This is a genomic window from Propionibacterium sp., assembly GCF_047719395.1.
Lineage (GTDB): Bacteria > Actinomycetota > Actinomycetes > Propionibacteriales > Propionibacteriaceae > Propionibacterium.
Genome location: NZ_JBDNTB010000009.1, coordinates 36,265 through 61,843 on the forward strand (window position 1 = coordinate 36,265; position 25,579 = coordinate 61,843).

General features: G+C 62.6%; 25 protein-coding genes and 1 tRNA gene. 9 read left to right on the top strand and 17 right to left on the bottom strand.

The window, feature by feature from the left end:
- Positions 1 to 101: 101 nt before the first annotated feature.
- Positions 102 to 1,172, bottom strand: a complete 1,071-nt coding sequence (locus ABF648_RS02695) for a putative zinc-binding metallopeptidase (RefSeq protein ID WP_415630752.1) — start codon at positions 1,170 to 1,172, stop codon at positions 102 to 104.
- A gap of 98 nt (positions 1,173 to 1,270) precedes the next feature.
- Here ABF648_RS02695 and cobF point away from each other — a divergent pair, with 98 nt between their 5' ends.
- Entirely contained in the window at positions 1,271 to 2,035 is a 765-nt protein-coding gene (gene cobF, locus ABF648_RS02700) for a precorrin-6A synthase (deacetylating) (protein ID WP_415630753.1), read from the top strand.
- Positions 2,036 to 2,050: 15 nt separating this feature from the next.
- Here the strand turns inward: cobF and ABF648_RS02705 are convergent, their stop codons facing one another.
- The gene (locus ABF648_RS02705) at positions 2,051 to 2,476 is read right to left on the bottom strand and encodes a universal stress protein (RefSeq protein WP_415630754.1); all 426 of its coding nucleotides are present in this window, start codon (positions 2,474 to 2,476) and stop codon (positions 2,051 to 2,053) included.
- Between the two features lie 338 nt (positions 2,477 to 2,814).
- Here ABF648_RS02705 and ABF648_RS02710 point away from each other — a divergent pair, with 338 nt between their 5' ends.
- The gene (locus ABF648_RS02710; RefSeq protein ID WP_415630755.1) at positions 2,815 to 4,410 is read left to right on the top strand and encodes a cation:proton antiporter; all 1,596 of its coding nucleotides are present in this window, start codon (positions 2,815 to 2,817) and stop codon (positions 4,408 to 4,410) included.
- 118 nt (positions 4,411 to 4,528) lie between these two features.
- On the opposite strand, the gene ABF648_RS02715 is transcribed toward ABF648_RS02710, so the two are convergent.
- The 5 genes from ABF648_RS02715 to ABF648_RS02735 all read right to left on the bottom strand — a co-directional run bounded on the left by ABF648_RS02715 (position 4,529) and on the right by ABF648_RS02735 (position 8,919).
- Positions 4,529 to 4,957: a universal stress protein gene (locus ABF648_RS02715; protein WP_415630756.1), complete on the bottom strand. Its 429-nt coding sequence runs from the start codon at positions 4,955 to 4,957 to the stop codon at positions 4,529 to 4,531.
- A 296-nt stretch (positions 4,958 to 5,253) separates the two neighbouring features.
- Positions 5,254 to 6,234 (bottom strand): hypothetical protein, encoded by a 981-nt coding sequence (locus ABF648_RS02720; RefSeq protein ID WP_415630757.1) that lies wholly within the window; start codon positions 6,232 to 6,234, stop codon positions 5,254 to 5,256.
- A 143-nt stretch (positions 6,235 to 6,377) separates the two neighbouring features.
- A complete protein-coding gene (locus ABF648_RS02725) occupies positions 6,378 to 7,190 on the bottom strand; it encodes an ABC transporter permease (RefSeq protein WP_415630758.1) in 813 nt (270 codons plus the stop codon).
- Positions 7,187 to 8,164, bottom strand: a complete 978-nt coding sequence (locus ABF648_RS02730) for an ATP-binding cassette domain-containing protein (protein ID WP_415630759.1) — start codon at positions 8,162 to 8,164, stop codon at positions 7,187 to 7,189. The genes ABF648_RS02725 and ABF648_RS02730 overlap by 4 nt, the downstream gene beginning before the upstream one ends.
- Positions 8,161 to 8,919 (bottom strand): MarR family winged helix-turn-helix transcriptional regulator, encoded by a 759-nt coding sequence (locus ABF648_RS02735; RefSeq protein ID WP_415630760.1) that lies wholly within the window; start codon positions 8,917 to 8,919, stop codon positions 8,161 to 8,163. Before ABF648_RS02735 ends, ABF648_RS02730 begins: the two co-directional genes overlap by 4 nt.
- 583 nt (positions 8,920 to 9,502) lie before the next feature.
- Here ABF648_RS02735 and ABF648_RS02740 point away from each other — a divergent pair.
- Both ABF648_RS02740 and ABF648_RS02745 read left to right on the top strand, forming a co-directional pair.
- Positions 9,503 to 9,976 (top strand): NfeD family protein, encoded by a 474-nt coding sequence (locus tag ABF648_RS02740; RefSeq protein ID WP_415630761.1) that lies wholly within the window; start codon positions 9,503 to 9,505, stop codon positions 9,974 to 9,976.
- 156 nt (positions 9,977 to 10,132) lie between these two features.
- Entirely contained in the window at positions 10,133 to 11,416 is a 1,284-nt protein-coding gene (locus ABF648_RS02745; protein WP_415630762.1) for an SPFH domain-containing protein, read from the top strand.
- 169 nt (positions 11,417 to 11,585) lie between these two features.
- On the opposite strand, the gene ABF648_RS02750 is transcribed toward ABF648_RS02745, so the two are convergent.
- The 6 genes from ABF648_RS02750 to ABF648_RS02775 form a co-directional block, all read right to left on the bottom strand.
- Positions 11,586 to 13,079, bottom strand: coding sequence for a DEAD/DEAH box helicase (locus ABF648_RS02750; protein WP_415630763.1), 1,494 nt, complete (start codon positions 13,077 to 13,079; stop codon positions 11,586 to 11,588).
- A 403-nt stretch (positions 13,080 to 13,482) separates the two neighbouring features.
- Entirely contained in the window at positions 13,483 to 14,445 is a 963-nt protein-coding gene (locus ABF648_RS02755) for a Gfo/Idh/MocA family protein (protein WP_415630764.1), read from the bottom strand.
- 150 nt (positions 14,446 to 14,595) lie between these two features.
- Positions 14,596 to 15,393 carry a carbohydrate ABC transporter permease gene (locus tag ABF648_RS02760; protein ID WP_415630765.1) on the bottom strand — a complete coding sequence of 266 codons (798 nt, stop codon included), beginning with the start codon at positions 15,391 to 15,393 and terminating at the stop codon, positions 14,596 to 14,598.
- Positions 15,386 to 16,231 carry a carbohydrate ABC transporter permease gene (locus ABF648_RS02765; protein ID WP_415630766.1) on the bottom strand — a complete coding sequence of 282 codons (846 nt, stop codon included), beginning with the start codon at positions 16,229 to 16,231 and terminating at the stop codon, positions 15,386 to 15,388. The genes ABF648_RS02760 and ABF648_RS02765 overlap by 8 nt, the downstream gene beginning before the upstream one ends.
- 70 nt (positions 16,232 to 16,301) lie before the next feature.
- Positions 16,302 to 17,501, bottom strand: coding sequence for an ABC transporter substrate-binding protein (locus tag ABF648_RS02770; RefSeq protein WP_415630767.1), 1,200 nt, complete (start codon positions 17,499 to 17,501; stop codon positions 16,302 to 16,304).
- A gap of 604 nt (positions 17,502 to 18,105) precedes the next feature.
- Positions 18,106 to 18,450, bottom strand: a complete 345-nt coding sequence (locus tag ABF648_RS02775) for a hypothetical protein (protein ID WP_415630768.1) — start codon at positions 18,448 to 18,450, stop codon at positions 18,106 to 18,108.
- 73 nt (positions 18,451 to 18,523) lie between these two features.
- Here ABF648_RS02775 and ABF648_RS02780 point away from each other — a divergent pair, with 73 nt between their 5' ends.
- Complete coding sequence (locus ABF648_RS02780; protein WP_415630769.1) at positions 18,524 to 18,766, top strand: hypothetical protein; 243 nt, start codon at positions 18,524 to 18,526, stop codon at positions 18,764 to 18,766.
- A 1,122-nt stretch (positions 18,767 to 19,888) separates the two neighbouring features.
- Here ABF648_RS02780 and ABF648_RS02785 read toward each other — a convergent pair.
- The 4 genes from ABF648_RS02785 to glp form a co-directional block, all read right to left on the bottom strand.
- Positions 19,889 to 19,964 (bottom strand) — tRNA-Ala (locus ABF648_RS02785).
- Positions 19,965 to 20,022: 58 nt separating this feature from the next.
- Positions 20,023 to 20,820 (bottom strand): hypothetical protein, encoded by a 798-nt coding sequence (locus ABF648_RS02790; RefSeq protein ID WP_415630770.1) that lies wholly within the window; start codon positions 20,818 to 20,820, stop codon positions 20,023 to 20,025.
- A gap of 214 nt (positions 20,821 to 21,034) precedes the next feature.
- Positions 21,035 to 21,703 (bottom strand): GNAT family N-acetyltransferase, encoded by a 669-nt coding sequence (locus tag ABF648_RS02795; RefSeq protein WP_415630771.1) that lies wholly within the window; start codon positions 21,701 to 21,703, stop codon positions 21,035 to 21,037.
- An 11-nt stretch (positions 21,704 to 21,714) separates the two neighbouring features.
- Positions 21,715 to 22,995, bottom strand: a complete 1,281-nt coding sequence (glp, locus tag ABF648_RS02800) for a gephyrin-like molybdotransferase Glp (RefSeq protein ID WP_415630772.1) — start codon at positions 22,993 to 22,995, stop codon at positions 21,715 to 21,717.
- A gap of 18 nt (positions 22,996 to 23,013) precedes the next feature.
- Here glp and ABF648_RS02805 point away from each other — a divergent pair, with 18 nt between their 5' ends.
- The 4 genes from ABF648_RS02805 to mscL all read left to right on the top strand — a co-directional run bounded on the left by ABF648_RS02805 (position 23,014) and on the right by mscL (position 25,441).
- Positions 23,014 to 23,652, top strand: coding sequence for a 5-formyltetrahydrofolate cyclo-ligase (locus tag ABF648_RS02805; protein ID WP_415630773.1), 639 nt, complete (start codon positions 23,014 to 23,016; stop codon positions 23,650 to 23,652).
- A 99-nt stretch (positions 23,653 to 23,751) separates the two neighbouring features.
- Positions 23,752 to 24,084, top strand: a complete 333-nt coding sequence (locus tag ABF648_RS02810) for an FmdB family zinc ribbon protein (RefSeq protein WP_415630774.1) — start codon at positions 23,752 to 23,754, stop codon at positions 24,082 to 24,084.
- A gap of 133 nt (positions 24,085 to 24,217) precedes the next feature.
- Positions 24,218 to 24,853, top strand: coding sequence for an SAF domain-containing protein (locus tag ABF648_RS02815; protein WP_415630775.1), 636 nt, complete (start codon positions 24,218 to 24,220; stop codon positions 24,851 to 24,853).
- Between the two features lie 180 nt (positions 24,854 to 25,033).
- Positions 25,034 to 25,441 (top strand): large conductance mechanosensitive channel protein MscL, encoded by a 408-nt coding sequence (mscL, locus tag ABF648_RS02820; protein ID WP_415630776.1) that lies wholly within the window; start codon positions 25,034 to 25,036, stop codon positions 25,439 to 25,441.
- The last annotated feature ends 138 nt before the right edge of the window (positions 25,442 to 25,579 follow it).

The window sequence follows — 25,579 nt, forward strand, 5'->3', positions numbered from 1 at the left end:
TAATTCCGGCAATGTCAAACCGGGCTGTCCCGTGTGCACTCGCGAGCCGCAGTTCGGGAATCATCTCCGGTCGCGGCCACCATCCCATTCTGCGGGTGCATTCAGCTCGTCACGAATGGCGCATCCACCCGCGAGACCAGCACGACGTGGTGGACGAAGGCGAGTTTCTCCGCCACCGGCTCGGGAATGCTGAAGGGATACAGATCGGACTTGCCCATCGCATGATTCGCGCGGTTGAGAAGGTGAGCAACCCACTTCCAGTCCCGGAGAACGTCCTCGAACGAACAATCCAGATAATCGTGCCGGGGCGACACTTCACCGTCGAGAAAGCCGAGTTCCTCGTCGGGAATGATGTGCATTCCCCCATTCGAGACCGTGGTGAGAGTGTCCAGAATGTGCTGGTAGTGGGCAAAGGACTCAGCGAAGTCCTCCCACGGGTGCATCGTGGCGTACTCGGAGATGTAGGAATCCCGCCAGCCCTTGGGCGGCCCCTCACGGTAGTGACGCTCGATGGCCTCGGAGTAGGACGCCCTTTCGTCGCCGAACAATTCCCGGCATCGATCCAGCAACGGACCGCCCACCGATTCCACCAGCTGCCACTCGTAGTAGTGACCAATCTCGTGGCGGAAGTGCCCCAGCATGGTGCGGTAGGCCTCGCCGAGGCTCAGCCGCTGCGCCTCGCGGTAGTCGTCAAGGGACTCCGCCAGATCCATCGTGATGACGCCGTTGGCGTGCCCGATCATCACCTTGCCCACGCCCTCGGACTGCGAGGAGAGCAGATCGAAGGCAAGGCCGCCCTCACGCACCCAGTAGGGCACCACCGGGATATGAGCACTTGCCAACCCGTAGAGCAACCGACGGATGGATTGGCTCGTCACCGCAAGTTTGCGCATGGCGGGTGCGTCATCCGGGTCGGGACTCCTGCGGGTCAGCCGGCAGGCAAAGCACAGCTGCCCCACATTGTCGGCTTTGTCGGCCGGCGCCGCCCAGTTGCACCCATTGGCACGATTGGCGCAGGAAACCAGAGACCGCCCCTCGGTGTCGGTGCCACCATCGAACGGGACCATCTGCAGGCTCATCGGGTCGAGCAGCACATCCAGGCCGCAGGTCTGGCACGCCAGGTCCTCCAGCCACACGGGATACCCACACTGCGGGCACTTCATGACACGCATGGGCTCAACGTACTGCCCGCGTTGTCCCATCCCAGCACCCGGATCGGCAACGGCCCAGCCGAGAAGCATTCTCTGCACGACGGCATAGGGTTCGGCCCATGGCCCGCGAACTCGTGCTCATCGGAATCGGCGCCGGCGACCCGGACTGGATCACCCTGGAAGCAGTGCACGCGATCCAGGCCATCGATGTTCTCTTCGTCGTGCTGAAGCAGAACGAGCTCGATGATCTCGTCGAGGCCCGCCGCGAGGTGATGTCGAGACATCGCAGCACACCGGTCCGCATCGTCGAGCTGCACGACCCGCTCAGGCCTTGGCGCACTGCGCCCGACTATGACGCCGCCGTCGCGCTGTGGCGGGCGCAGCGTCTCGACCAGTGGAGCAGGGCAGTCGCCGCCAATCTGGGCGAGAACCAGACCGGCGGATTCCTGGTCTGGGGAGACCCGAGTCTGTATGAGAGCACGCTGGCGATCGCCCAGCAGCTCGTCGCGGCGGCCTCGCAGGATTCCCCCATCGGGCTACGGGTGATTCCTGGTATCAGCAGCGTCCTCGCGCTGGCAGCGCACCACAAGATCCCGCTCAACCGGCAGGGCCGAGCCGTGCAGATCAGTCCGGCACGGCTGCTGCGCGAAGGCATGCCACCCGAGGTGGACGATGTCGTCGTCATGCTGGACGGCCGCCAGGTCTTCGCCACCATCGACCCCGAGGGCCTGGACATCTACTGGGGCGCCTACCTCGGCACCCCCGACGAAATCCTCATAACAGGCGATCTGGCGACGGTGCGTCAGCAGATCCTCGACACCCGCGCCGATGCGCTGGCGCGCAAGGGCTGGGTCTTCGACAACTACCTGCTGCGGCGCCGCTGACCCGGCGTCTAGACGCTACCTGACGATGAGCACATCGCAGGGGGCATTGCGCAGCACATAGCTGCTTCGCGAACCAAGCAGCAGGCGTTCCACAGCGCTCAGCCCGGTGCTGCCGAGCACGATCAGGTCGATCGAATGCTCCTTCGGCAACTCCCTGCCGAGCAGCAGACTGGCACTGCCCGAAATGGTTTCGCCCTGAATGTCGACTCCCAGCTCCTGGCCTTCCTTGAGGAAGGAGTCGATATTTCTCTTCGCCCTCTCGATCTGGTGCTCGTAGAATTCCTCACCCCCGCCGTAGGGCGAGCGGACGAGCCTGTCACGATCGATGATCTGGACGACGCGGACTGAGGCCGACAGCACCTTCGCCATGTCGCACGCCACATGAAATGCGCGCTCTGCCTGTTCCGAACCGTCAACACCTACGAGTATCCGCTGGTACATGTCGCCGCTTCCCTCCCACACTTGAACAGCACCGTTCGAAGCCTGGAACCCACCACCGAGCAGTTTCCCCGGCGCATCGTCGCGGGTGGCTCCCCATGTCTCCCAAGTTTATAGCCGATGGCTCGCCTGCCGGCGAAGATAATTCTGCACCCGCCCGCCAGGTGTCAGTACTGCACCCTGATTCAAGATGCGACTCACCCGGCAACGCACTGTCGCTCTCCCGACCACGACTTCCACGACTGCCGTCCATACTCCAGGTCACCGGGTACTCCGCGCTGACGGCAGGCTGGGCGGAATCTGGACGGCCATGGCACCGAGCAGAAGTCTAGGATGCCCGCGTGGCTTTTCCACTGTTGTTGATAATCGTCGTTGCGTGCCTGTGCATATATTCCATCGCCCAGCGCATGGGGCTGCAGCCCGCCATTCTCATCCTCGTGATCGCCTGCGGGGTGTCCTTCATCCCCGGGATTCCATCCTTCGAGTTGAGCCCTGAGGCCATTCTCGGGATCGTCACTCCACCGTTGCTCTATTCCGCGGCGTTGCATTTCTCGCCCTTCGGTTTCGTGCGCAATCTGCGACCGATTCTTGGTCTGGGTTTCGGCCTGGTCGCCGCGACGACAGTGGTTGCCGGCGTGGTCGCCCATTTGATGCTTCCCGCCCTCGGCATGGCCGCGGCGATGACGCTGGGAGCGATCCTCTCGCCGCCCGACACCGCTGGCACCGTGAGCCACGGCGCCGAGGTGGGCCTGCCACGGCGGGTCATGGACATCCTCGTGGGCGAAAGTCTCATCAATGATGCCGCCGCACTGACCTTCTTCGGCTTGGCCGTCACCGCTGTTGTGGGTCACGAGGTACCGATCGAGAATCCTGTCCTGGCATTCCTGTTCAGCGCCGTTGTCGGCACTCTGGTCGGAGTCGTCGTCGGTCTCAGCGCGGCATGGGCGCGCCACCGGCTCACCGATCCGACCATCGCAAGTGCGCTGAACCTTATCGTCCCCTTTCTGGCCTATTTGATCGCCGAGCATCTGGAATCCTCCGATGTTTTCGCCGTTGTCGCCGCCGGTTTCGTGGTGAGCACCTCGACCTGGTTTGCCGACCGGAAGGGCAGTGACAACGAGCTCTACGCCGTGCGTCTGCAGGAGAAGCAGATTTGGCCGGTCATCGACATGCTGCTGGAATCCTTCGTCTTCGCCTACATCGGCCTGCAGTGCAAGACCTTCCTGCTGGACGGCCCGACCACCGAACACTCGCGCGGCCTCATCATCGGCATCGGCCTGGTGCTGCTCGTCGTGGTCATCCTCGTGCGTTTCGGGTGGATCTTTCTGCTCTACGCGCGTGCTGTCCGGCATGGGCATGCCACATATTCCAGTGCGCCGGTCACTGACGCAGCCGCTTCGGAGCCCCGGCGAGGCAGCGTTGCACAAACCTCCACCACCACCGATGAGAGCAGCGCTCACCGGGCCAAGGACGAAAACGCTGGCGTCCAGAGGATCAGCTGGAAGAGCGCCTTCGTCGGCTCCTGGGCAGGCATGCGCGGTATTCTCACCATGACCGCTGCGGCCAGCATCCCTTTGGTGACAACGACCGGTGCGGCGTTCCCCGAGCGGGATGCGATCCAGCGAATCGCCTTCATCGTGACAGTGGGCACCATCCTGATCCAGGGTGTGACACTGCCCTGGATCGCCGAGGCCCTTCACATGGACAACTCGGCTGAGATGGCCGAGGCGGCCGCCATGAGGGAGCGCGTCGCTGAGGTGTGCAAGGCCGCTGCCGAGGAACAGCAGGCGCTCGAAGCAGAAGGGCAGAGCACCGTATTCGCGGCCCAGCGGCGCGCCGTCACCGACGAGCTGCACGAGAAGACCATCTCCGACATGGTGGCCAGCGAGGCCATCCACCAGATCGACCTGGAAGAGGCCGCCGCAGTGGGCGCTTGAACCCGCAGACGCCACCAGCATCGCGCACTGCGGCCGTGCTGAAAGGCCTCACCCGATCGGGTGTCGTCGGCCGTGGCACACACCGTTCAATTCGACGCGAGCCACGGCCGACGATGCGTCACTTCACGATGAGCACGTCACATGGGGCATTACGCAGCACATAGGTGCTGCGTGAACCCAGCAGCAGCCGTTCGATGGTACTGAGACCGGTGCTGCCCATCACGATGAGATCAGCCGCATACTTGTCCGGCAGATGGCGGGCGAGCATGTAGTTGGCACTGCCCGTGAATACCCTGCCGTCGATGTCGGCGCCGCGCTCCTTGCCCTTCGCGACATATGTTTCGATGACCTTCTTGGCTCTGTCGGTCTCCTCTTCGAAGAAGTGCACGTCGCCGCCGTAGAGCGAGGGCACGAGACGGTCGCGGTCGAAGATCTGCACCACATGGACCTTCGCCGACATCGTCTTCGCCAGGTCGCATGCCTTGTCGAAGGCACGATCGGCCTGTTCGGATCCGTCGATTCCCACCAAGATCTGCTGATAGCTCACGTCTACACCCTTTCCTCAGGCAAACACTGCCGGCGGGGCCGCGCCCCTGCAGCACAAGACACATCATGCGCCACGTCGCGCACGAGCATGCCTTCGCCCCCCAGGCTAATGGAAATCCATCATTGTGGCGCTGGCAAGTAGAAACGGATCCACGCTGATCCAGGATGGTGCCCGCAAATGTCGATGGGACGGTCGCCTGATCGGCAACGAGGGGCCGGGCGTCCCCGGATACCGGATACCCGGCCCCTCACTGCCGAATGTGTGGTTCTCACGACGAACGAGAAAAGGGGCGACCCCTACTTGCAGGAGCCGTTGCAGTTGCCCTCGCAGGAGTCGCAGGAGTTCCCGCCGGTCTCGCAGCGCGAGTCGCAGACGACCAGCGACTCCGGGTCGATATTGGAGTTGACGGTGAACGAGCACTTCGGCACCGAGAATGTGTGGTTCTGCGCACCATTGCCGAGGCTCACCTGGTCCTCATCGAAGCTGACATCGATGGACAGATTGACCGGGACATCCTCCATGAGGGCGAAGCGCGTGCGCGAATGGACGCTCATCATGCCCTGGTCGGGATCCTCCACGGTGATTTCACCGGCGGTCGTCAGGTGCGTGAGATTGCCGTCCCCGTCGAAGCGCACGGAGTTCTGGTCGCCGTCCACCGTGAACGCGTCGACATCGTAGGCGGGCACCTTGCCTATGGGCGTGTCCAGGACGATGGGCTGGGCCGGTTCGAAGGATTCCAGTGCACCGTTGGGATGCAGTCGGATACCGGTGCGGGCCGGGAACTCACCCAGTGGGGTCGTGATCGTCACGACTTCACCCGGCCACAGGGTCACGCTGCGCAGCTGGCCATCGTCACGGAAACGCAGTGCGATGAACTTCGCCGTGACCTGCCCGAAGGTGAACTTCAAGGTCATGGGCACCGCGAGGCCCTTCTCCTCCTCTTCGCTCCAGGCATAACTGATCTGGCCGTTGAGGGGGAAGACACTGTTCAGTGTGCCGTTCTCGTAGAAGGTGACGAGTTCCGCCGGAATGGGCCCGAGCGGCGTGGTGACATAGGCCTGCTCCTCCAGCGCAACGGAGCGAATCGCACCGGACTTGAAGAAGGTCATCGACTTCCCAGGCTTGGTGCGCACCTCGAGGGCATCGTAGTGAGGCACCAGATCCCCGCATGAGGTGTGGATGACATTGGGCTCCGCCAGTACGCAATCCCGCATGGTGCCGTCGCGGTACTCCGTGTGGCTGGTGACACCCTGCAGATCAAGCATCGTCGTGGGCATGTGTTCCCTCATTTCCTGTGTCATTGGCGCTCAGTGAAGCACGACGGCGAATGGGCCGGCCTGCTCCACCACAATGCGGCCAGATCAGCTGAGCGCCGCAATCCGCTGATCCTGACGTCCTCGCCGGTTCGTCCGGCATGTGCTCAGGCCTTGCGCATGTATGCCCTCACCGTGATGGGAGCGAACATCGCGACGATCACCGCGGCGCCCGCCAGGGACCACACCACATCGGTTCCGATGATGGAATGATTCACCAGCTCTCGCACCGCGCTGACCAGGTGCGAGATCGGATTCACGGTGGCGAACCAGCGCAAGCCTGAGGGCAGGGTTTCCAGCGGCACATAGGCATTGGACAAGAAGGTGAGCGGGAACAGCACGACCATGGCAATGCCCTGGACGCTCGACGCAGTGCGGGCGATGACCCCGAAGAAGGCGAAGATCCAGCTGATCGCCCACGAACAGATCACCACGAGAAGCCCTGCCAGCACGACACTTCCGAGACCGCCTGCCGGGTGAAAGCCGATGATCCATCCCACGACGAAGGTCAGCGCCGTCGCGATGCCGTAGCGCAAGGTGTCCGCCAGCAGCGCACCGGCGAGCGGGGAGATCCTCGCGATGGGCAGCGATCGGAAGCGTGCAAAGACGCCCTTGTCCATGTCCTCACGCAGCTGGGTGCCGGTGACCACCGATGTCGTGATCACCGTCTGCACGAGAATTCCTGGAATGAGGGTGGGCAGGTAGGCAGACACATTCCCCGCGATTGCCCCGCCGAACAGATAGGCGAACATCACCGTGAACAGGATCGGCTGCGCAACCACGTCGAAGAGTTGTTCCGGGGTGCGCCGGATCTTCAGCAGTCCGCGCCAGGCCATCACCAGTGAATTGTTGACTGTCCGGCGAAGACCGAGGCGATTGGTCAATTGCCTGTCGCCAGGGAGGACAGTGATTGTGCTCATGCCGCGAACTCCTTGTCAGCATCATCCGAGGGGCCGGTGTCGTGACCGGTGAGGGCGAGGAAGACCTCGTCGAGGGTGGGTTTCTGGACGCTGAACTCCGAGATCGCCAGATGCGCCTCACGCATCGCGATGAGCAGGTCGGCGACCAGATCGGCGTCGGTCATCGGGACGATGATCCGGGCGGCCTCGGGACTGGCCACACCGTTGACGCGCAGCACGCGGCCGATGGTCTCCAGCGTGGCCCAGGTATCTGCAGGGTCGGCCAGCCGCAGAATCAGCGAGGAGGATCCAACCGATTCCTTGAGCTGGTCAGGGGTGCCTTCGGCCACCACTCGCCCCTCATCGATCACGGCGATCCTGTCGGCGAGCTGGTCGGCCTCGTCCAGATATTGCGTGGTGAGCAGCACGGTGGAACCTGTTGCCACGAGTTCTCGGATGGTGTCCCACATCTGCCCACGAGTTCGCGGGTCGAGGCCCGTGGTGGGTTCGTCGAGGAAGATCAGCGGGGGTTGAGCGATGAGAGAGGCCGCCAGGTCCAAGCGACGCCGCATTCCGCCGGAGAACTTCTTCAGCGGACGCCTGGCTGCCGCGGTGAGCCCGAATCGCTCGAGCAGCTCTGTCGCCTTGGACTTGGCATCTCGGCGGCTGAAACCCAGCAGCCGGGCGAAGAGCACCAGATTCTCGGTGGCGGACAGGGTCTCGTCCACCGAGGCGTACTGGCCGGTCACACCGATCAGCTGCCGAACGATACCGGCATCGCGGACCACGTCATGCCCGAACACCTGAGCACGACCGCCGTCCGGCTTGAGCAACGTGGCAAGCATCGAGATCGTTGTCGTCTTGCCCGCGCCATTGGGGCCGAGCACTCCGTACACGGAGCCCGCTCGCACTTCGAGATCCACCCCGTCGACTGCTCTCATGGAACCGAACACCTTGACAAGCCCCTCGGCCTGCACTGCCAGAGAATGATTCATCGCATACCTCTTGCGCGGTGCCCGTCATGACCGTGATGACCCTCTGGGCCATGCTCGCCGCGATGACCGTGATGGTTCTCCGGGTCGCGCCCGCTCTCCGGGCGACGATGGCCCTGTGGGCCACCGAACCATTCGGCTCCGCCACGATGTCGTGGACCGCGTCCCCACGGACCCCAGCCGAGGCCGTCCTCTGGGTCCTCATCGCCGGACCACATCCGGCGCATCGCCTGCAGGCGCCTGTCAACGCCACCTGGCAGATTCTTCTCCACCTCGTCGATCACGCGGTCGAGCAGTTCGGCCAGCTGGCGGCGTTCTGACTCCTCCAATGCGGAGAAGGGTCCCTCCTCAATGCTTGGCTGGGATTCCGCCTGCTGGCGGCCTTCCTCGGTGATCTCCACGAGCCAGCTGCGCCTGTCGTCGGGGTTCTGGCTGCGGCTCACCAGCCCGGACGCCTCGAGCTTGCCGAGCAGTTCGGCCAGCGACTGGGAGCGGATGCCGAGCAGGTAGGCGAGGTCCTTCTGCGCCACCGGTGAATGCAGCGCCAGCAGGCGGAGTACACGCCCCTGGCCCTGGAGCACCCCGGGAGCTGAACGCGATCCTTGACGCAGCCAGGCATCGCCTCGCTTGAGAAGGATGAACAGATAGGTGAGGCGTGCGGTGAGTTGCTGCGTGGTCGGCGGCGAGCCCTGCTCGTCGCCGATTGTCTGGTCACTGTCGTCGATGTTCCGATTGTTTGTGTTCTGGTTGTCATTCATGTCTTTTCCTTTGATGAAGTGATGTCCGGGCCGGCTTGTCCGTGCCAGGCCTGGAACTATGTTGGTTTGTGACCTGCCTGCCGGATGGCCGAAGCCGACCGGCTCCGCGATCGCCCCGCTTGTCCGTCCTCGGCTCCTGCATCTCTGTCCGATCGGCAGGTCCCTACGTACTATAGGTAGGTTCCTGCATAAGTTCAACAGGGCCCTTCGCTTTTATGAGATTTTTGCCGCCCTCCGCGTGGCCAGCCCGCTCATCGGTAGCCCGACCAGTGCTGAACACGCAGTCAGATGCACAGGGAGGGCACACCGAGTGGCCACGCGCAGGTTGTTCACCCTGATCCGCATCTCAGGTCGGCTGTCTTCATGACGCTGACGAGGGAAAGTGCTCCGGAATGATGAGGCTCGGGGATGTCAGGGGCACCGTGTAGCGTGGATGGCACGACGAGGCCGGCGCCGGGGTTTTCGTCGAAGCAGCGCGATGCAGCACTGCGCACGATGCTTCTCGATGGCGTAACCCGCGAGCACAGCGCACACCAGGACCACTCGACAACCAATCGACAACAGGACACCCGACGAGGACGACATGAATGACTGGCTGAGGGACTATGGCTGGGCGGCATGGATGGCCGCCGGCGCGGTTCTCGGCGTGTGCGAGTTCCTCACCACTGAGATGACGCTGCTCATGCTCGCCAGCGGAGCCATTGCCGGCGGACTCGTGGCGCTGGCTTTCCCCCATCTGTTCTGGTTGCAGATCATCATCGCCATCCTGGTGGCCTGGGTGATGCTCGCCTTCTTGCGCCCCACCTTGCTGCGCAAGGTCCGGAATTCGGCCGGTTATCGCTCCAGCCTGGACAAGATTGTCGGCGCCCCCGGGGTTGCCCTCTCCCAGATCACGCCCACCGGCGGCGAGGCCAAAATCTCCGGTGACACCTGGACTGCCCGCAGCATCGGTGGAGTCATCGAATCCGGAACCGACATCGAAGTATTCGAGATCGACGGCGCCATCGCTGTCGTCTATCCCCGGAATGGACCCCTGACATGGGGTGAAACCCAATGACCCGAGACCGGTGCCATGAATCATGGGGACGATGCCGGCACGGACGCCGCACCCACGGAAGCCCGGGCCGGATTACAACGACGTCAGCCCCGAGGCACAACACCAACCAGAACAGACCTGAGGCGTGAGCCTCACCGACAGCTTCAGGAGGTTGCCATGACATTCGTAACAATCATCTCGATCATCATCGCCATCGTGTTCGTGACACTGCTCGTGAAGTCCGTACGAGTCATCCGCCAGCAACAGGTCGGGGTGGTGGAACGACTCGGAAAGTTCAATCGCTCACTGTCGCCCGGGCCGCACCTCCTCGTGCCGATCATCGACTCGGTGCGCTACAAGATGGACATGCGGGAAGCCGTGGTGCCCTTTCCCCCGCAGGGTGTCATCACCGAGGACAACCTCATGGTGAGCATCGATTCCGTCATCTACTACCAGGTGATCGACCCGGTGCGCGCGGCCTATGAGGCGCAGAACTACATCCAGGCCATCGAGCAGCTCACCATGACCACGCTGCGCAACATCATCGGCGGGCTCGATCTCGAACAGACCCTCACCAGCCGGGAAGAGATCAACCAGAAGTTGCGCGCGGTGCTCGACGAGGCCACCGGCAAGTGGGGCATCAAGGTCAATCGTGTGGAGCTGCGCTCCATCGAACCGCCGGCCACCATCCGCGACGCCATGGAGAAGGGTGCACGGGCCGAGCGCGACAAGCGGGCAGCCATTCTGTTGGCCGAGGGCCAGCGCCAGTCTCAGATTCTGTCGGCCTCCGGCGACCGAGAGGCGTCCATCCTGAGGGCTCAGGGCGACCGCGAATCTGCGGTGCTGAGGGCACAGGCTGATCGGCAGGCCTCGATGCTGCGGGCAGAGGGCGAAGCACAGGCCATCTCCACCACATTCAGCGCCATTCATGCCAGCAAGCCCACGCCCTCGCTGTTGTCCTACCAGTACCTTCGGATGCTGCCGAACCTGGCCCGCGGTGAGGCAAACAAGATGTGGATCGTGCCCAGCGAGCTGAACGAGGCGCTCAAGGGGCTGGGCAGCCTGGTGGGAAATCGGTCCGGCCCCGGTGCGAATGAAGAAGCGGAGACTGATGCAGAGGGGTTCGATCCGCCGACACCGGTCGACGTCTTCGCTGAGATCGAGAAGCAGAAGAAGGCCGATGAGCAGAAGTCGCAGGAATCTGTTGAACAGGCTATTGCCGAGGCGAAAGCTCTTGAAGGGCGGCTGACGGACCGACTGTCCGTGAATAAGAACCGGGGACTCGCGCCCAGCAACACGCCGGAGCAGAAGGCAAGTCCTGCGATTCCAGGGTCGACGATGCCCACCGAGATCCCTGCTGCAGCCACAGCCGATCAGCAGGCCGATCCCCCGGCAGACCAACCGGAGGGCCCCGATGCGGAGTCGGATCCAGAACTGGGGCCGCAGCGCTCCAGCGAGTAATTCTGTGACACCACGGTCTTGATGGGCTTCATCCTCGTTGCCCAGTGGGTACAAGAGTGAAGCCCATCAAGCCATTCACCATCACACCGTTCACACGCGACGAACCGGCCGCATCCACCTCAGTAGGTGGGTGCAGCCGGTTCATCTGTCCGATCAGTTGATCAGTGGTTCAGTGGCGACGCCCTGAGCCACCCCGGTTGCCCTGGCTGGAGAAGGCTGCGGCACCGCCGTTGTTGCCAGAACGTGAACCACCGGAGCGGGAACCACCGTTGCGCTGCTCGGCGGAGCCGGAGCCACCACGTCTGTTCGACCTGCCGTGGCCACGCCCACCGGAGGCATTCGGGCCACCATTGCGGCCACGAGAACGCTGCGGACCACCAGATCGACCCTGCTGAACAGGCGCGACGATGACCGGGGCGACGCGCGGTGCACGCTCCCCCACCAGTTCCTCGACCTCGGGAGAATCCGCGGTGACCTGAATGGGCTGGGTGCGAATCTTGGCCCTGCGCAGCACGCTGGCGAGATCACGGCGCTCCTGCGGCAAACACAGTGTCACGACGTCCCCGCTGTGACCGGCGCGGGCGGTACGGCCCGAACGGTGCAAGTATTCCTTGTGCTCGGTCGGTGGATCGACGTGGATGACCAGTTCGACATTGGCGACATCGACGCCACGAGCCGCCACATCGGTGGCCGCCAGCACGTGCACCTTGCCGGATTCGAATGCAGCGAGGTTGCGCTCCCGGGCGTTCTGGGAGAGATTGCCCTGCAGGTCGACCGCTGGAATGCCGGCAGCTGTGAGCTGCTTGGCTGCACGCTTGGCGTGGTGCTTGGTGCGGAAGAACAGAATGCGCCGGCCAGTGCCGGAGGCCAGGGTCTGCACGATCTGGCTCTTCTGCGCAGGGTTGGAGACCTCGAAGACGTGGTGGGTCATCGTGTCCACGTGGGATTCCGCCGAATCCACCGAGTGCACCTTCGGGTCGTGCAGGAACTGGTGCACCAGCCGGTCCACACCGTTGTCGAGCGTGGCCGAGAACAGCATGTGCTGGCCCTTGGCCTGAGTGGCCTTGAGAATGCGAGTGACACCGGGCAGGAAGCCCATGTCAGCCATCAGATCGGCCTCGTCGATGACAGTGATCTGCACGCTGGACAGCGAGATGATGCCCTGCCGCATGAGGTCCTCAAGACGCCCAGGACAAGCGACGACGATTGCCGCGCCACGATCCAGGGCATTCTGCTGGCGGGACTGCTTGACCCCGCCGAAGACGGTGGTGACGCGAAGCCCGAGGGCATGCGCCAGCGGTGTGGCAACCTCTGCGATCTGGGTGGCCAGTTCACGGGTGGGAGCCAGGACCAGGCCGCGAGGACGATGGGGCTCGTTGCGCCCCTGACCATTGCCGGCGCCGAGCCGGGCAACCATGGGAATGGTGAAGGCGAGGGTCTTGCCGGAACCGGTCTTGCCACGCCCGAGCACATCGCGCCCGGCGAGAGTGTCAGGGAGCGTGTCGGCCTGGATCGGGAAGGCGCTGGCCTTGCCCTGCTGCTCGAGCACGGCGACCAGTGCCTGGGGCACGCCCAAGGAAGCGAAAGTGGGTGAAGCGAGGGCGGGTGATGCCGTGGCGGCGCCGACGGCAGGCGCCACGGACGTGGCGACAGTTGAAGTCATGAGTTTCTTCCCCGGGATAGCGAGCCCGGTGCATTGAAAATGGGCGAAGGCGCCGGATTTGACGCGTCCGTTCGCCGTACGAAAGCAATCATGCATCCGGTGTCCGGATGAGATGTGGGCCTGCGCTGTGCGCGGGCAGCCACGAAGCGTTCAACGACGCGGGTGGTTTGCAAGCACCACCGCTGGAGATGGTAGCACGGGGCCACCGGTCGATGGATTCATCTGATTTCGGGCGAAACAGTGCCATCATCAAAGCAGTGCCATCATCAAACATGCGGCGCCCTGAGAAATTCACGGCCGTAATGGGTGCGGGGCCCGCAACTCCGGATGCCGCCAGGTACCCCGAGTGGACATCTGCGGAATTCGCTGCCAGGAAGACGACGGAGAATCTGAAACCTGCCGGTCAGTACGACGCTCTCGCCTGCACCAGTACCGAGAGGGCCCGCCTGCTGTGATCGAGTTGCGTAGAGCACCCCGCCAGGTCATGTTCGGCGATCATTCGCTCGAATGTCTGGAATTCCTCGAACATTCTGTGTGGATGAACTGTCCGATCGATGTGACGCGGTTCGCAACCGCGGATGTCGACGGTGAAGGGACCGCATTCGTTGGGTGCGGCGTCCATGATGATCGAGCCCTTCACGCCCTGGATGACCTGTCTGTTGGGCGCGCCCGAATCCTTCGCACAGACGCATACGACCTTGTGATCGCCATAGTCCAGGACCGCGACGCCGGAGGTATCGACGCCCTTGTCCATGTTCGGGGAATAGCTCACCGAGACCGGTTCGCCGAGTAGCCCCACAGCGAAATGAATGGGATAGATGCCGAGATCCATCAGGGCGCCACCGCCCATGGCAGGGTCGAAGGCCGGGGCTATTTCGCCACGTTCGAAGGCGTCATAGCGCGAGGAGTACTGCGAATAGCCGCACTGGATCATCTTCAGCACGCCGATCTCGGGCAGGCACTCCTTGACCGCCAAATAGTTGGATTGATAGGCGGTGGTGATGGCCTCCACCAGAATCAACTGCTTGTCCTCAGCGATTTGTTGCAACTCGTCGAACTGCGCCAGGTTCATTGTGAAGGGCTTCTCGCAGATGAGATTCTTTCCCGCCAGAAGTGCCGCCTTGGCGTACTCGTAGTGCAGGGTATTGGGAAGCGCGATGTAGGCGGTGTCGAGATTCGGATCAGCCAGACATTCGGCGAAATCGGTGTACACACGCCCGATGCCGAATTTCGCAGCCAGGCCATTGAGCTTGTCTGTGCTCTGTGCCCGCCCACAGATCGCCCTCAGCTCGATGGCCGGCAGATCGCCGAGCACCGGCAACACTTCTTGCACGATCTTGCCCGAACCGATGATCGCAAGTCTCATGTGTTCACTCCCCGCTGACGACGGCAGGATCGCACCTCTGTGCACCCGCGACGATGAAACCTCAGCACGCCGATCCACGCCGCGAGTCACGTTACCGGCTCACTGCACCGTTCAGCATCACTGTCAGCCTGAAAGCGATGAGCGACTCGCTCACTTGACCCCGGAGTTCATGAAGGAGCTGACGAATTGGCGTTGGAAGATGACGAACACAATCAGCACAGGGGCAATGACCAGCAGCGTGGCTGCAGAGAGCGTTCCCCACTGGGCACTGCTCTCCGTGGTCTTGGCGAACATGGACATGCCCAAGGACAATGGCCTGTTGTCGTCTGAATTCGTGACGACCAGCGGCCACAGAAAATTCGACCACTGACGGGTCACCGACACCAGCCCGAACGCCACAAAAGTTGGGATCGCAAGAGGCACGTCAATATGCCAAATGACCTGAAGCGTGTTGCACCCGGAGATCCTGGCGGCTTCTTCCAATTCAATGGGAATGCCCTTGAAAGCTTGACGAAGGAGGAAGACCCCGAAGGCCGAGAAGAAATAGGGAAGCATGATCGCGAGCTTGGTGTCGACGAGCCCAAGATCTCCGATTGTTGAAAAGTTGGGAAAGATCAGTACTTCTGGGGGCACCATGATCTGCACCAGATAGACCATGAACAATGCATTCCGGAATGGAAACTCAAACCGCGCGAACGCATACGCAGCGAACGTGCTCGTGATGAGCTGAACCGCAAGCACACACACCGCAATCTCAATGGTGTTCATGTAGTAGATCGGGAAAGGGGCAGCATCCCATGCTGATGCAAAATTCGCCAAGGAGTAACCTCCACCACCATCAGGCTCAAATGACCGCACCACCACCCAGACCAGCGGCACAATCCACACCAGCGAGAAGAGAAGAGTCCACACTGTCTTCAGAGAACGAGTGCCAGATTTCTCATGCATAGGTGATTTTCCTGTCCAGGCCCAAGAACTGCACACCGAAGATGATCAGAAGAATGACAAGCAGAACCGCGGTCAGTGCGGATGCTTTACCAGGATCCAGGAATTGGAATGAATTCTGGTAGGTGTAGTAGAGCAGCGTATTGCTCGCATTGTTCGGGCCACCCTGGGTCATGATGATGAGATGGTCGATCAGATGGAAGGAATCTGCCGTGGCCATGACCACGCAAAATACTGTTGTTGGCATGAGCAGAGGAAAAGTGATCCTCCAGAACAGGCGCCAGCCATGCGCACCGTCCAGGGCCGCCGCCTCGTACACATCCTCCGGAAGATTTTTGAAGGCAGCCAAATAGAAAATCATGTAGAAGCTGGCGTCTTTCCAGATCAACATGACAATCAAGGCCGGTATCACGGTGCTGGTGTCCGCCAACGGATTGACATTGAATATTCTGAAAAATGCCAACACGGCCGAGAACAAGCCATTCGGGGAATACAAGTAGAGCCAGATATTGGCCACAGCGACCAATGGCAGCACCACCGGGTAGAAGAAGACTGCCTGAACTGCACGGTTCCCTCGGAAGACGCGATTGGCCATCATCGCCATGATGATCGCCAGGGCCAAGCTGATCGGCACGATCCCCATGACGAAGTAGAAGGTATTGACGACAACCTTCCAGAACAGAGCGTCATGCCACAGGCCCAAGAAATTCCCGAGTCCCACGAACTCTGAGATGGACGAGGCCATGTCCTGTTGGAAGAAACTGAGGCCGATCGTTCTGAGAATCGGGTACACGGTGAAGATGGCCAGAAACACGAACGAGGGCAGCAGGAGCAGCGCCACGGTGATGCTGCTCCTGCCCCGGCGACGGCGAACACGCACGAGTGTGTCTTCTCTTCCTTCTGGTGGTCAGCTACTTGTTGAACGGCATCAGATAGGAATCGGCCTGGCTTTGGGCGTCATTCAGCGCTTGAGCCGGGGTCTTGCTGCCCGTGACCGCCGCCTGCATGGCATCGCTCAATGTCTGCTGGACCTGACCATTGTTATGGGTTGAGAGCTCAGCAGATGCGTACTGGAGCTGGTCGCGAGCCACCGCAGCTTGAGGAAAACCACTGACGTAGTCCTTCATGACGGATGTGTCGTAAGCTGTCCTGGATGGCGCCACATAGCCCGTCTCGATGCTCCACTGCGCTGCGCGTTCCGGTGCCGTCACCCATCGGATGAACTTCCATGACTGCTCCTTGTGATCCTGCGGGCTGTTCTTGAAAATGTAGAAGTTCCCGCCACCGGTCGGCGTGCCATAGTGCTTGTTCTTCGGAAGGAATGCCACTCCGAAGTCAAACTTCGCATTCTGCTTGATGCTCGTCAAATTCCCCGTGGTGTGATAGAGCATCGCCGTCTTCTGGTTGATGAAATCAGTGGGCGAAGTCTTCCAATCAATGGTTCCGGTGGGCATGACCTTATCAACACGGCTCAAGTCAGTGACGAATTGCAGGGCCTCGACATTGTCAGGACGATCAAAATAGACCTTTGTGCCATCGCTGTTCATGATGTTGTCGCCGTTTTCCAGGTCGAAAGCCTGCAAGAGCCAGTAGCAGCCTATTGTGGACGGCACCTCTACGCCCCACTGCTGGTTTGCCACAGTCAGTTGCTTGGCATCCTGCCGCAATTCCTCCCAGGTCTGCGGGGGTTTTTCCGGATCAAGACCGGCCTTCTTGAACAGATCCTTGTTGTAGTACATCACCACAGTGGAACGCTGGAAGGGAATGGACCAGGTCTTTCCTCCAGTCTGCGAGTTCGCAAGGAATGGGGCATAGAAGTTGTCAATATAGGCTTTACCGTCGGAATCCGCATTGATGTACGAATCGAGCGGATCAATGGCTCCGAGGTCATTCAGCAGGAAAAGTTCCGCGGAGAGTGCAATGGCAAGATCCGGTACCTTCTTGGCTTTCACGGCGGCTTGAATCTTGGTGCGTGTCTCGTCATAGTCGCCTGTGTACACCGGGGTCACAGTGACATTGGGATTTTCCTTCTTGTACTGGTCCGCCAAACTCTGGATCGTCTTGGTGATGGCGCCACCGACATTGACCGGGTAGTACCAGGTGAGTTCCACAGGTCCAGTGGAGCCAGATCCGGACGAGGCTTTCGCGGAAGAACAGCCCGCCAAGGGGGCCGCGACTGCAGCTGCAAGTGCGCCCCGGAGAAATGTCGCCCGAGTGATCTTCGAAGACTGGCCATGGCTCTGCAAGACTGCTCAACCTCTTCTGCCGCCAAATGCGACGTATTCTGTTCGGGAACCGCACCGTTGGCGCCGGCATCGGCACATTGGGCAGCCCGTCGTGAGGCCGGTGATAGACCCACAACATGTGCAATCACACAAGAATCAGATGAACACTCATTCACCGGTCCGTGACGGAAGGGTGAACTCCACACGATACTTTCCTGGCCTCTGCCGGCGACGCCAGCAGGTCAATTCAATGCCGGTGGACCAGAAAGATATGGCGACACAATGCAGGAAAGATGTGCAGAGAGTTCTACGCACGCCCCGGGCAACATCTGGGGTCAGGGAGTCCAGCTGGGAATGCCCTTCGCCGGCCAGTGGCCTCGTGAGCTGATTTCAGCCTGGCGGGATGCGATCACAAGGCGCATCGGCTCATACCGGATGACATGACCACTCCGCGGTCCTTCGTCCACGTCGTGGTGCAACTCGAGATCAACTAGTCGGTGGCGTGAGGCAGCCATACCCCGGACCAGCCGATGAATGGCTCGTGCCAGCTATTCACCGGGGTGTCGATGGAAATCAGACCGACCTGGCTGCCAGGGCCTGCGCCATTGCTGTAGACCATGCCGTTGCCTGCGTACATGGCAACGTGTCCGTAGGGATTTCCAACCGAGTCGCCGCTGTACCAGATGAGTGCGCCCAGCGGAATGTTGGACATGTCGGTGTGAAGCTGGCCCGCACTGGCGGCCTGTTCAGCGGCCTGCTGGGCACCGACCTCACCGGAAGTGGAGTATCCGTAGAAGGACGCCACCAGGGCAAGGCACATGTCGGCATAATCCATGTTGCCCGTCATCGACTTTGCCCTGGCAAGCGCATCCGTGACCGACGATGCAGCCTTCTGACCAGGTGCCGTGGTGCCGTCGACGGTTGCAGGCGGGGCCGGCGTCGTGGGAGAGGCAGGAGAAGACGCGGTCGCGCTGGCCGTTTCCGAAGAACTGGTGGAACTCGCCGCAGAACCGGAGGCCGAGCCCACGGGTCCCGCGCTGGCAGATCCGGCAGCCTGTACGGGGGACGTGGTCGTGCTGGTGGGCTTGACGGTCGAGGATTCCGGGCGGGAAAGCTCGCGACTCGTCGGGCTGGGCTGGAAAATGCTCTGAATTGCGCTGGCGGGAATCACCTGGCCACCGGGTGCAGCCGCACCGGCCGAGACACCGAAGTAGGCAACCGACCCAGCGACGGCCACAGCAGCGAGGGTGCTGAGGAATGTCTTCGGGGCGAAGCGGAAGCGGCGTCGGGCCCTAGGAGATCTCAGTGAGCCGGCGGACGCAGGCGTTGTCACGGGAACGAGAGCACGCGCCGGCGTCCATGAAGAGCCAGTCATTTCACGCTGCGCGGCCGAGGCCTGCAGCGCACGAGCGGGACCGGCAATGCGAGTCACCACGCCGGTGCCTGTGTCAGAAACCGGCGTGTCGGCCAGCAGCACGCGAGCCGGCCCCCCGGTCTGCAGCGAGGCCATGGCACGAGCGGGCCGGGCTAGCTGGGTCACCTCTGCACGGGCCGGCAGCTCGGAGACTGCGGTTGTTCCGGAGACTGCGTCCTCGGCGGGGATGCGAGCTCCCTGATCGAATGAGTCAAGAAAGCGTGTGCCCTGCACCGAGAACTCAGCGCGTGTGGCGGCGGCGTTTTCTGCACGCCTGGGAAGATCAGTATCGGGGACGAATCGGCAACCCTGGGAGTAACGGGGTGCGTATGACGGTTCGCTGGGGAGACCAGATTGGGTCTGGGCTCTGCGTGGGCTCATTCGTGTCCTCATCCCGGGGCGAAATCGCATCTGTGAGTCCCTCACCCGATGATCTCTACCTGAGAGGAATACTCAAATCTTCTCAGCTCATCTTAAGCCTACGGGGGAATAAGCCTCAACCCGGGTGCATCGTCACAAGCGCTCTCTCACGAGAGCGGTTTGGGGACAATCGGCGTCCCGCTGGGCCCAACAGCTGTGCGATCCGTGGGCAATCGATCCGCACGGCTGGACGAGGCGAGCCACCCAGAACAACCCGTGGCGAAGGTCTCGCTGACTCAGCGGAACACGTGCGGACGTCATCGGAGGAAATCACCACCCATCAGGCAGCTACGCCCCGAAAAGCGTGAATCATTCACCGCATCAGTACGCGCCTCGGGCGGACAAAAGCCCGAAAACGACCCGGGAAATCTGCTTCCCGGTGGCCGATCCTGTGCCCCAAGACCAGATAATTGACCTTGTCAAACCGGAAATGAAGTGCTGGTGGAGCTAGGGGGATTCGAACCCCCGGCCTTCTCATTGCGAACGAGACGCGCTACCAACTGCGCCATAGCCCCATGTACGTCAAAGCACGGAAGACACTACCACCCGCGCCCTGCACGTCCCAAAGGCGAGCTATTCGCCCACTGCCCGAGGCAGATCAACGCTGTCGATGTCTTCCTTGACCAGCCGGATGACACCGGCCGATCCTGCGCCATCCTGCGTTTCGGGACGCTCAGCCAGCACGGGCATGCCGGGTTGGGCGACGAGCGGAACCGGGTGGGTGAGATCGATCGTCCTGACCGAGCGTGGCAGCAGCGGCTTGGAGACATAGGTTGGTGGAGTCACGGCAAGGGGCTCCAGCAGCGAGGCCATCGAGGAATTCATCGGCTCGTCCAGTTCCACACTGATCTCTGCGGATTCCTGGCCAGTGTTGCCGAGGTCATCGGCGACGACGCACACCGTGTCCTCGTTCCATTCCTCATAGACCGAGGCGAGTCGATCATCGATCATGGCATCGACAGTGTGGACGCTGATCCGGCTGAGCACGACGAAACCCACGAGCAGCACGAAACCGACCACGGCCAGCCACCACGGAGCCGGGGTGAGCACCGCGACGAGGACACCGGCCAGAGCCAGAGCGAAACTTCCCACCAGCCCGAGGCGACGCCTGCGTGCCGCAATCTGCGAGGCCCGCCGCACCTGGAAGAAGACGGCCTCCCGCTGCAGCGGAGTGGAAACATGGAGTTCAGGATCGACGTCGCGGGAGAAACTGGCCTTGCACGGCCTGATCACGCGCATCGAGTCCGCGAGGAAGTCGGGTCTGGCTGCCGGGCCTGCCGCACCAGCGCCCTTGTGCCAGGCGAACCGGGGAACAAGATACGCCAGCCATCCAGCAACGATCGCCAGCCATATCAGTCCCGTCAATCCCATGGCCCACACGCTATGCGGCCATGCCATGAAGTCCGTAGCTCACACGCCGAGTCATCAGCATTGGCAGGGATTTCGTTTCGCCGTCGACACACAACTCGTCAGCACAACTGGACGCATCGCTGCTTCGCGCGGTCGCTCCGGGCGTGGGCCACGGTACCCGTGCGGCGTTCACCAACTGGCCCGAAAGGCTGGAACCGGCGCCGGGTCCAGGGACTCAGCGTTGATGCGGTGCCACTCCCCCGGTCAGCTCTTGCACGAGTCCCCCCGGCGCCCACTCCTCCTCGGTCATGACGTAGACCTCGTGGTCCCGCCAATCGCCGGCGATGTGCAGATACCGCTTACGCGTGCCTTCGAAACGGAATCCCAGTTTCTCGACGACTCGTCTGCTCGGCCCATTCTCGGGGCGCAGGCAGATCTCCAGGCGGTGCAGTCGCAGCACTTGGAAGCAGTAGTCGCTCGCCATGGCGACCGCGGTCGGCATCAGGCCCAGCCCCGCATGGTCCCTGTCGATCCAGTAGCCGATGCTGGCATTGCGCGCGCATCCGTAGGTGATGTTGGTCACCGTCAGCTGGCCGATCGGTGGACAGTTCTCCGCGCTCCTGCGGGTCGGCGCGAGGCTGTCGTCCCAGCCCAGCAACCATGGCAGCTGCACTCCATCACGAGCAGCCTGGCGCTGGGTGCGCGCCAACTGGGAGGCAGACACGACCGGCGCAGCAAAACCTGTCGGAGAAGTGGCATCCCAGGACCTCGTCCATGCCAGATTTCGTTGTCTCAGGCGTGCCAAGGACCGCGAGTCACGCCACCGCAGCGGCCTGAGCACGAGAGCTCCGTAGCGGAGGATGATTGGCCACCCGTGTTGGGACGGTAGCTCGAAGGCATCCATCCGCAATCGGATCAGTCGTCCGTGTGCCAGCAGATGACCGGTTCACCGGCCTTGGCGCTGCCCACATCGTCGGGCAGCACGATGAGCACGTCGGCATCGGTGAGCACGTCGAGGCCCCCTGCCCCGGAGAGTGGACGCACGTGCAGCGAATCCATCCGGGGAACCAATCGTCCCGGAAGGAGCTGGAAGACATCCTTCTCAGCAGGCAGGTCCTCGTCCAGCATGCAGCCGACAGGCTCCGGATAGATCCGCTGGGCGCCCAGCAGGGTACGAATCATCGGCCTCGCGAACAGCTGGTAGGAGACGTAGGCGGCCGTCGGCGCCGAGGACATCATGAGCATCGGCACATCGTCCTGACCGATCAGGCCGAAACCGAATTGCCCACCGGGCTCCATCGCCACCTCGCAGAACTCGGCAGGGCCCAGTCCCTCGAGGGCCTGAGCCATCAGTCCGGCGTCACCGCCGACAACACCGCCGCAGACGATCATCAGGTCGGCTCTGATCAGCTGATCGGAAACGGCTTCAGCCACCGCAGCCGGATCATCACCCGGCACCACCTCACGCCACACCTGGGCGCCATCGGCCTTGGCCGCCGCCGCCACCATGTGCGATGCGGCATCCCTGCGCTGGCTCGCACTCGAATCGATCTCACCGCCACCGGGACGGTGTTCACCCACCGCCAGCACCACCACGCGAGGCCGTGGGCGACAGAAGACCTTGTCGAATCCGGCGCCGGCGAGCAGGCCGATGATGCGCGCATCCAGCCTGCGCCCGGACTCCACCAGCACCTCACCGTCGGCGGCGTCGGCTCCGATCTGGCGGATGTTGTCCCCCACCCGGACCTGGTCCGCCACGGTGATCTCACCGGCATCCTCTTCGACATGAGCCATCGGCAGGACGGCATCAGCGCCCTCGGGCAATGCCTGGCCCGCCAGGACCGGCACCGCGGCACCCACCTTGTAAAGATCCCGTCTGATGCTCAGCCGCATTCCCTCAGGAGCCTCGGCACCCCCGAGGTCGTCCGCGACGATCGCGAATCCGTCGCACTCGGCCTGAGCCACTGGCGGCAGATCACCGTCGGCCTTGAGGTCCTCGCACAGCGAGAGACCCCAGGCATCGAGCAGCTGCATCCCGAAGGGCACAAGTGGTTCCGTCATCGAGAGCACGTACTGTCGCTGCGCGGCCACAGTCCGCAACCCCAACGGCCCCATGCTCGGAGGCTCAGGAAGTCGGGGAGCCGGATCCGGGACCGGCGGCGGGGCAATATTCTTCTTGCGACCAAACAGCGCCATGCCTCTTACGATAAGGGCATGCCGGCCGACCTCCCCCCTGGACGCACCGTCGGCCCTGTCACCAAGCAATCGCTGCGTGCCCGCGTCCTCGCCAGGCGGGCGACACGAGCCGAGCCTTCGAGGACCGCCGACGACGAGGCCCGCACCCGAAGGGTGCTTGATCTGGTGGATGCCAGGTGGCCGACCGCAAGCGCAGTGATCGCCTGCTATCTGTCGCGAGCCCCCGAGCCCGGCACCCTGGTACTGGTGGACGCGCTCCGCAGCAGGGGCCATCGGATACTGGCCCCGGTGCTGGGGCGCCGGGCAGGCGCCGGCACGCCACGCCCTGTCGCCTGGGCATGGTACGAGGGCCCCACCCGTACCGCTCCCGGCCTGTGGGGCATTCCCGAGCCGATGGGTACCGCGCTGGGAGCCGCGGCCTTGCACGGTGCCGATCTGGTCATCGCATCGGCTCTCGCGGCGGGCCGTGACGGCACCCGGCTCGGCACTGGCGGCGGATGGTTCGACAGGGCACTCACCGAATTGCCTGCCAGGGTGCCAGTCTGGGTACTTCTCAACGACGACGAGCTCTTCGGCACTCTGCCCCAAGAAATTCATGACCATCGGGTGGATGTCTTGATCACTGCCACCGCAACACACACGATTCCGGATTGCTGAGACCTGTCCGCGGTAAGCGACTGATTCGGGGTGCGCCGAACGGGAACGTAGAATTGCCTCGGCCGTGTGCCCAGCCGGCCAGCAAGGACGAGACACGTTATGCCGACCTATGAATATGCCTGCTCCGATTGCGGCTACGACTTCGAGGTCTTCCAGAAGTTCACCGACAAGGCCCTGACAGAGTGCCCGAAGTGCAAGAACCCGCTGCACAAGGTGTACAGCCCAGTCGGAGTCGTGTTCAAGGGTTCGGGCTTCTACGCCACCGACAACCGCACCAAGGGCAAGACGAGCGCATCCATCCCCGCAGCCAGCTCGAGCCACGAGGAAGGCTCCGCCGCCAAGTCCGAGAGTTCATCCAGCTCCACCGCCAGCACTGACAAGCCGGCTTCTGCCCCGGTGACTTCCGCGGCTTCCGAGGCCAAAGTAGCTTGAACCGAGTACGGCACTGCCACAAGGCCGTTCGGATCGAGATCGTTCGGGCAATTCCTGCAGGTCGCCAACGCTGACGCGCAATCCGGTTGTGGACGACTGACCGGATCCTGAGTCGCGGACCCACACTCCAGGCGTGAAGATCGCTGCGTGGTTGCATTCCGTGAAGCGCGTGGTTCGCTGGCACCGCCGGGGGCTCGGCGCACTTGCCGCAGCCATCTGTTTGGTCTGTGTCCTGATGGCTCTGACACCGGGTGCGCCGCCGTCCAGCACCGTCTTGATGACGACCCGTGAGATTCCCGCGGGCACCACACTGGCGGCTGATGACTTCAAGACGGTCGAGGTGCCGCTCAATGTCATCCCGGGCGGTGCGTTGGCGCACACCGGCCAGGTGCTCGACCACGTACTGGCCGCACCACGGCCCCAGGGCAGCATCCTCACCCAGTCAGATCTTGTCGGTCAGGGCCTGCTCGCCGGGGAATCGGGAATGGTCCTGGCGCCCTTCCGGATCGCCGACCCGGGAGTGGCTGCCCTGCTGAGGGTTGGCGATGTGATCAGCGTCATCGGGTCCACTCCGGACGGCGAGACGAAGACCATCGCCTCGAAGGTGAGAGTCGCTGCGCTTCGGCAACTGCCTGAGGCCAGCGTCCTCGGCGGATCCGGAACCTCCGACGGGGCACTGGTGATTGCCGCCGCATCCCAGACCACTGCGAAAGAACTGGTCGCAGCGTCATCACATTACGTTTTCAGCATCATCATGGAGACCTCGTGAATGCCTACTCCTGCTAACTGCGATGAATTCCTATCCCAGAATATGGCGCAACGCGCCATGTGCTGCTAAATGTCCTCGAGAATGGGCGTGGTAGACAAGGATACGTTGCGCGGCCTGTTGACTTGAGTCTCGCATGAAGACCCAGCAACGACTGAAATACATCTCGAAACAAGGAGGATCATGAAGGGCTTCAAAGAATTCATCATGCGAGGCAACCTGATCGACACTGCGGTTGCATTCATCATGGGCATTGCCTTTGCCAGCGTCGTGACCAGCTTCACCAATCTCCTGCTCAGCTGCATCGGGAAGGTGCTCGGCGGCAAGGAACCCAACTTCAACGACTGGGCGCCCGGCGGCATCCCCGTTGGCGTCTTCCTCACGGCCCTCATTTCATTCCTGCTGCTTGCCCTGGTCGTCTATTACGCCATCGTGCTGCCCGTGAACAAGTTCCGTGAGATCACCGAGAAGGATGCCGAAGAGACTCCTGAATCCGACACCGCGATCCTCGCGGAGATCCGAGACCACCTGGTCTCCGGCGGCTCTTCGGACGCGAAGCGTTCGGCTGGATCCGATTTCCCCGAAGCCTGATATTCACTCGTCGTTGGCGGTGGGGTGCCGTAGGGCGCCCCACCGCTTTTTGCCGCCGGCGGCCGGGTGTGCCCCGCCCGCACGGGGCCGCGGCCCCGGGGAAAGAGGGCCCCGGCCCCCGCGCCGCAGCCGGGCCCC

Excerpts from the sequence above, each read along its gene's own strand:
- ABF648_RS02740 (WP_415630761.1), top strand. The coding sequence starts at position 9,503 with ATGAATGACTGGCTGAGGGACTATGGCTGGGCGGCATGGATGGCCGCC.
- ABF648_RS02750 (WP_415630763.1), bottom strand. The coding sequence starts at position 13,079 with ATGACTTCAACTGTCGCCACGTCCGTGGCGCCTGCCGTCGGCGCCGCC.
- cobF (WP_415630753.1), top strand. The coding sequence starts at position 1,271 with ATGGCCCGCGAACTCGTGCTCATCGGAATCGGCGCCGGCGACCCGGAC.
- ABF648_RS02695 (WP_415630752.1), bottom strand. The coding sequence starts at position 1,172 with ATGCGTGTCATGAAGTGCCCGCAGTGTGGGTATCCCGTGTGGCTGGAG.
- ABF648_RS02795 (WP_415630771.1), bottom strand. The coding sequence starts at position 21,703 with ATGGATGCCTTCGAGCTACCGTCCCAACACGGGTGGCCAATCATCCTC.
- ABF648_RS02790 (WP_415630770.1), bottom strand. The coding sequence starts at position 20,820 with ATGGGATTGACGGGACTGATATGGCTGGCGATCGTTGCTGGATGGCTG.
- ABF648_RS02805 (WP_415630773.1), top strand. The coding sequence starts at position 23,014 with ATGCCGGCCGACCTCCCCCCTGGACGCACCGTCGGCCCTGTCACCAAG.
- ABF648_RS02735 (WP_415630760.1), bottom strand. The coding sequence starts at position 8,919 with ATGAATGACAACCAGAACACAAACAATCGGAACATCGACGACAGTGAC.
- ABF648_RS02775 (WP_415630768.1), bottom strand. The coding sequence starts at position 18,450 with ATGGATTATGCCGACATGTGCCTTGCCCTGGTGGCGTCCTTCTACGGA.
- ABF648_RS02745 (WP_415630762.1), top strand. The coding sequence starts at position 10,133 with ATGACATTCGTAACAATCATCTCGATCATCATCGCCATCGTGTTCGTG.
- ABF648_RS02720 (WP_415630757.1), bottom strand. The coding sequence starts at position 6,234 with ATGCCCACGACGATGCTTGATCTGCAGGGTGTCACCAGCCACACGGAG.
- ABF648_RS02725 (WP_415630758.1), bottom strand. The coding sequence starts at position 7,190 with ATGAGCACAATCACTGTCCTCCCTGGCGACAGGCAATTGACCAATCGC.
- ABF648_RS02810 (WP_415630774.1), top strand. The coding sequence starts at position 23,752 with ATGCCGACCTATGAATATGCCTGCTCCGATTGCGGCTACGACTTCGAG.
- ABF648_RS02705 (WP_415630754.1), bottom strand. The coding sequence starts at position 2,476 with ATGTACCAGCGGATACTCGTAGGTGTTGACGGTTCGGAACAGGCAGAG.
- ABF648_RS02760 (WP_415630765.1), bottom strand. The coding sequence starts at position 15,393 with ATGCATGAGAAATCTGGCACTCGTTCTCTGAAGACAGTGTGGACTCTT.
- glp (WP_415630772.1), bottom strand. The coding sequence starts at position 22,995 with ATGGCGCTGTTTGGTCGCAAGAAGAATATTGCCCCGCCGCCGGTCCCG.
- mscL (WP_415630776.1), top strand. The coding sequence starts at position 25,034 with ATGAAGGGCTTCAAAGAATTCATCATGCGAGGCAACCTGATCGACACT.
- ABF648_RS02730 (WP_415630759.1), bottom strand. The coding sequence starts at position 8,164 with ATGAATCATTCTCTGGCAGTGCAGGCCGAGGGGCTTGTCAAGGTGTTC.
- ABF648_RS02755 (WP_415630764.1), bottom strand. The coding sequence starts at position 14,445 with ATGAGACTTGCGATCATCGGTTCGGGCAAGATCGTGCAAGAAGTGTTG.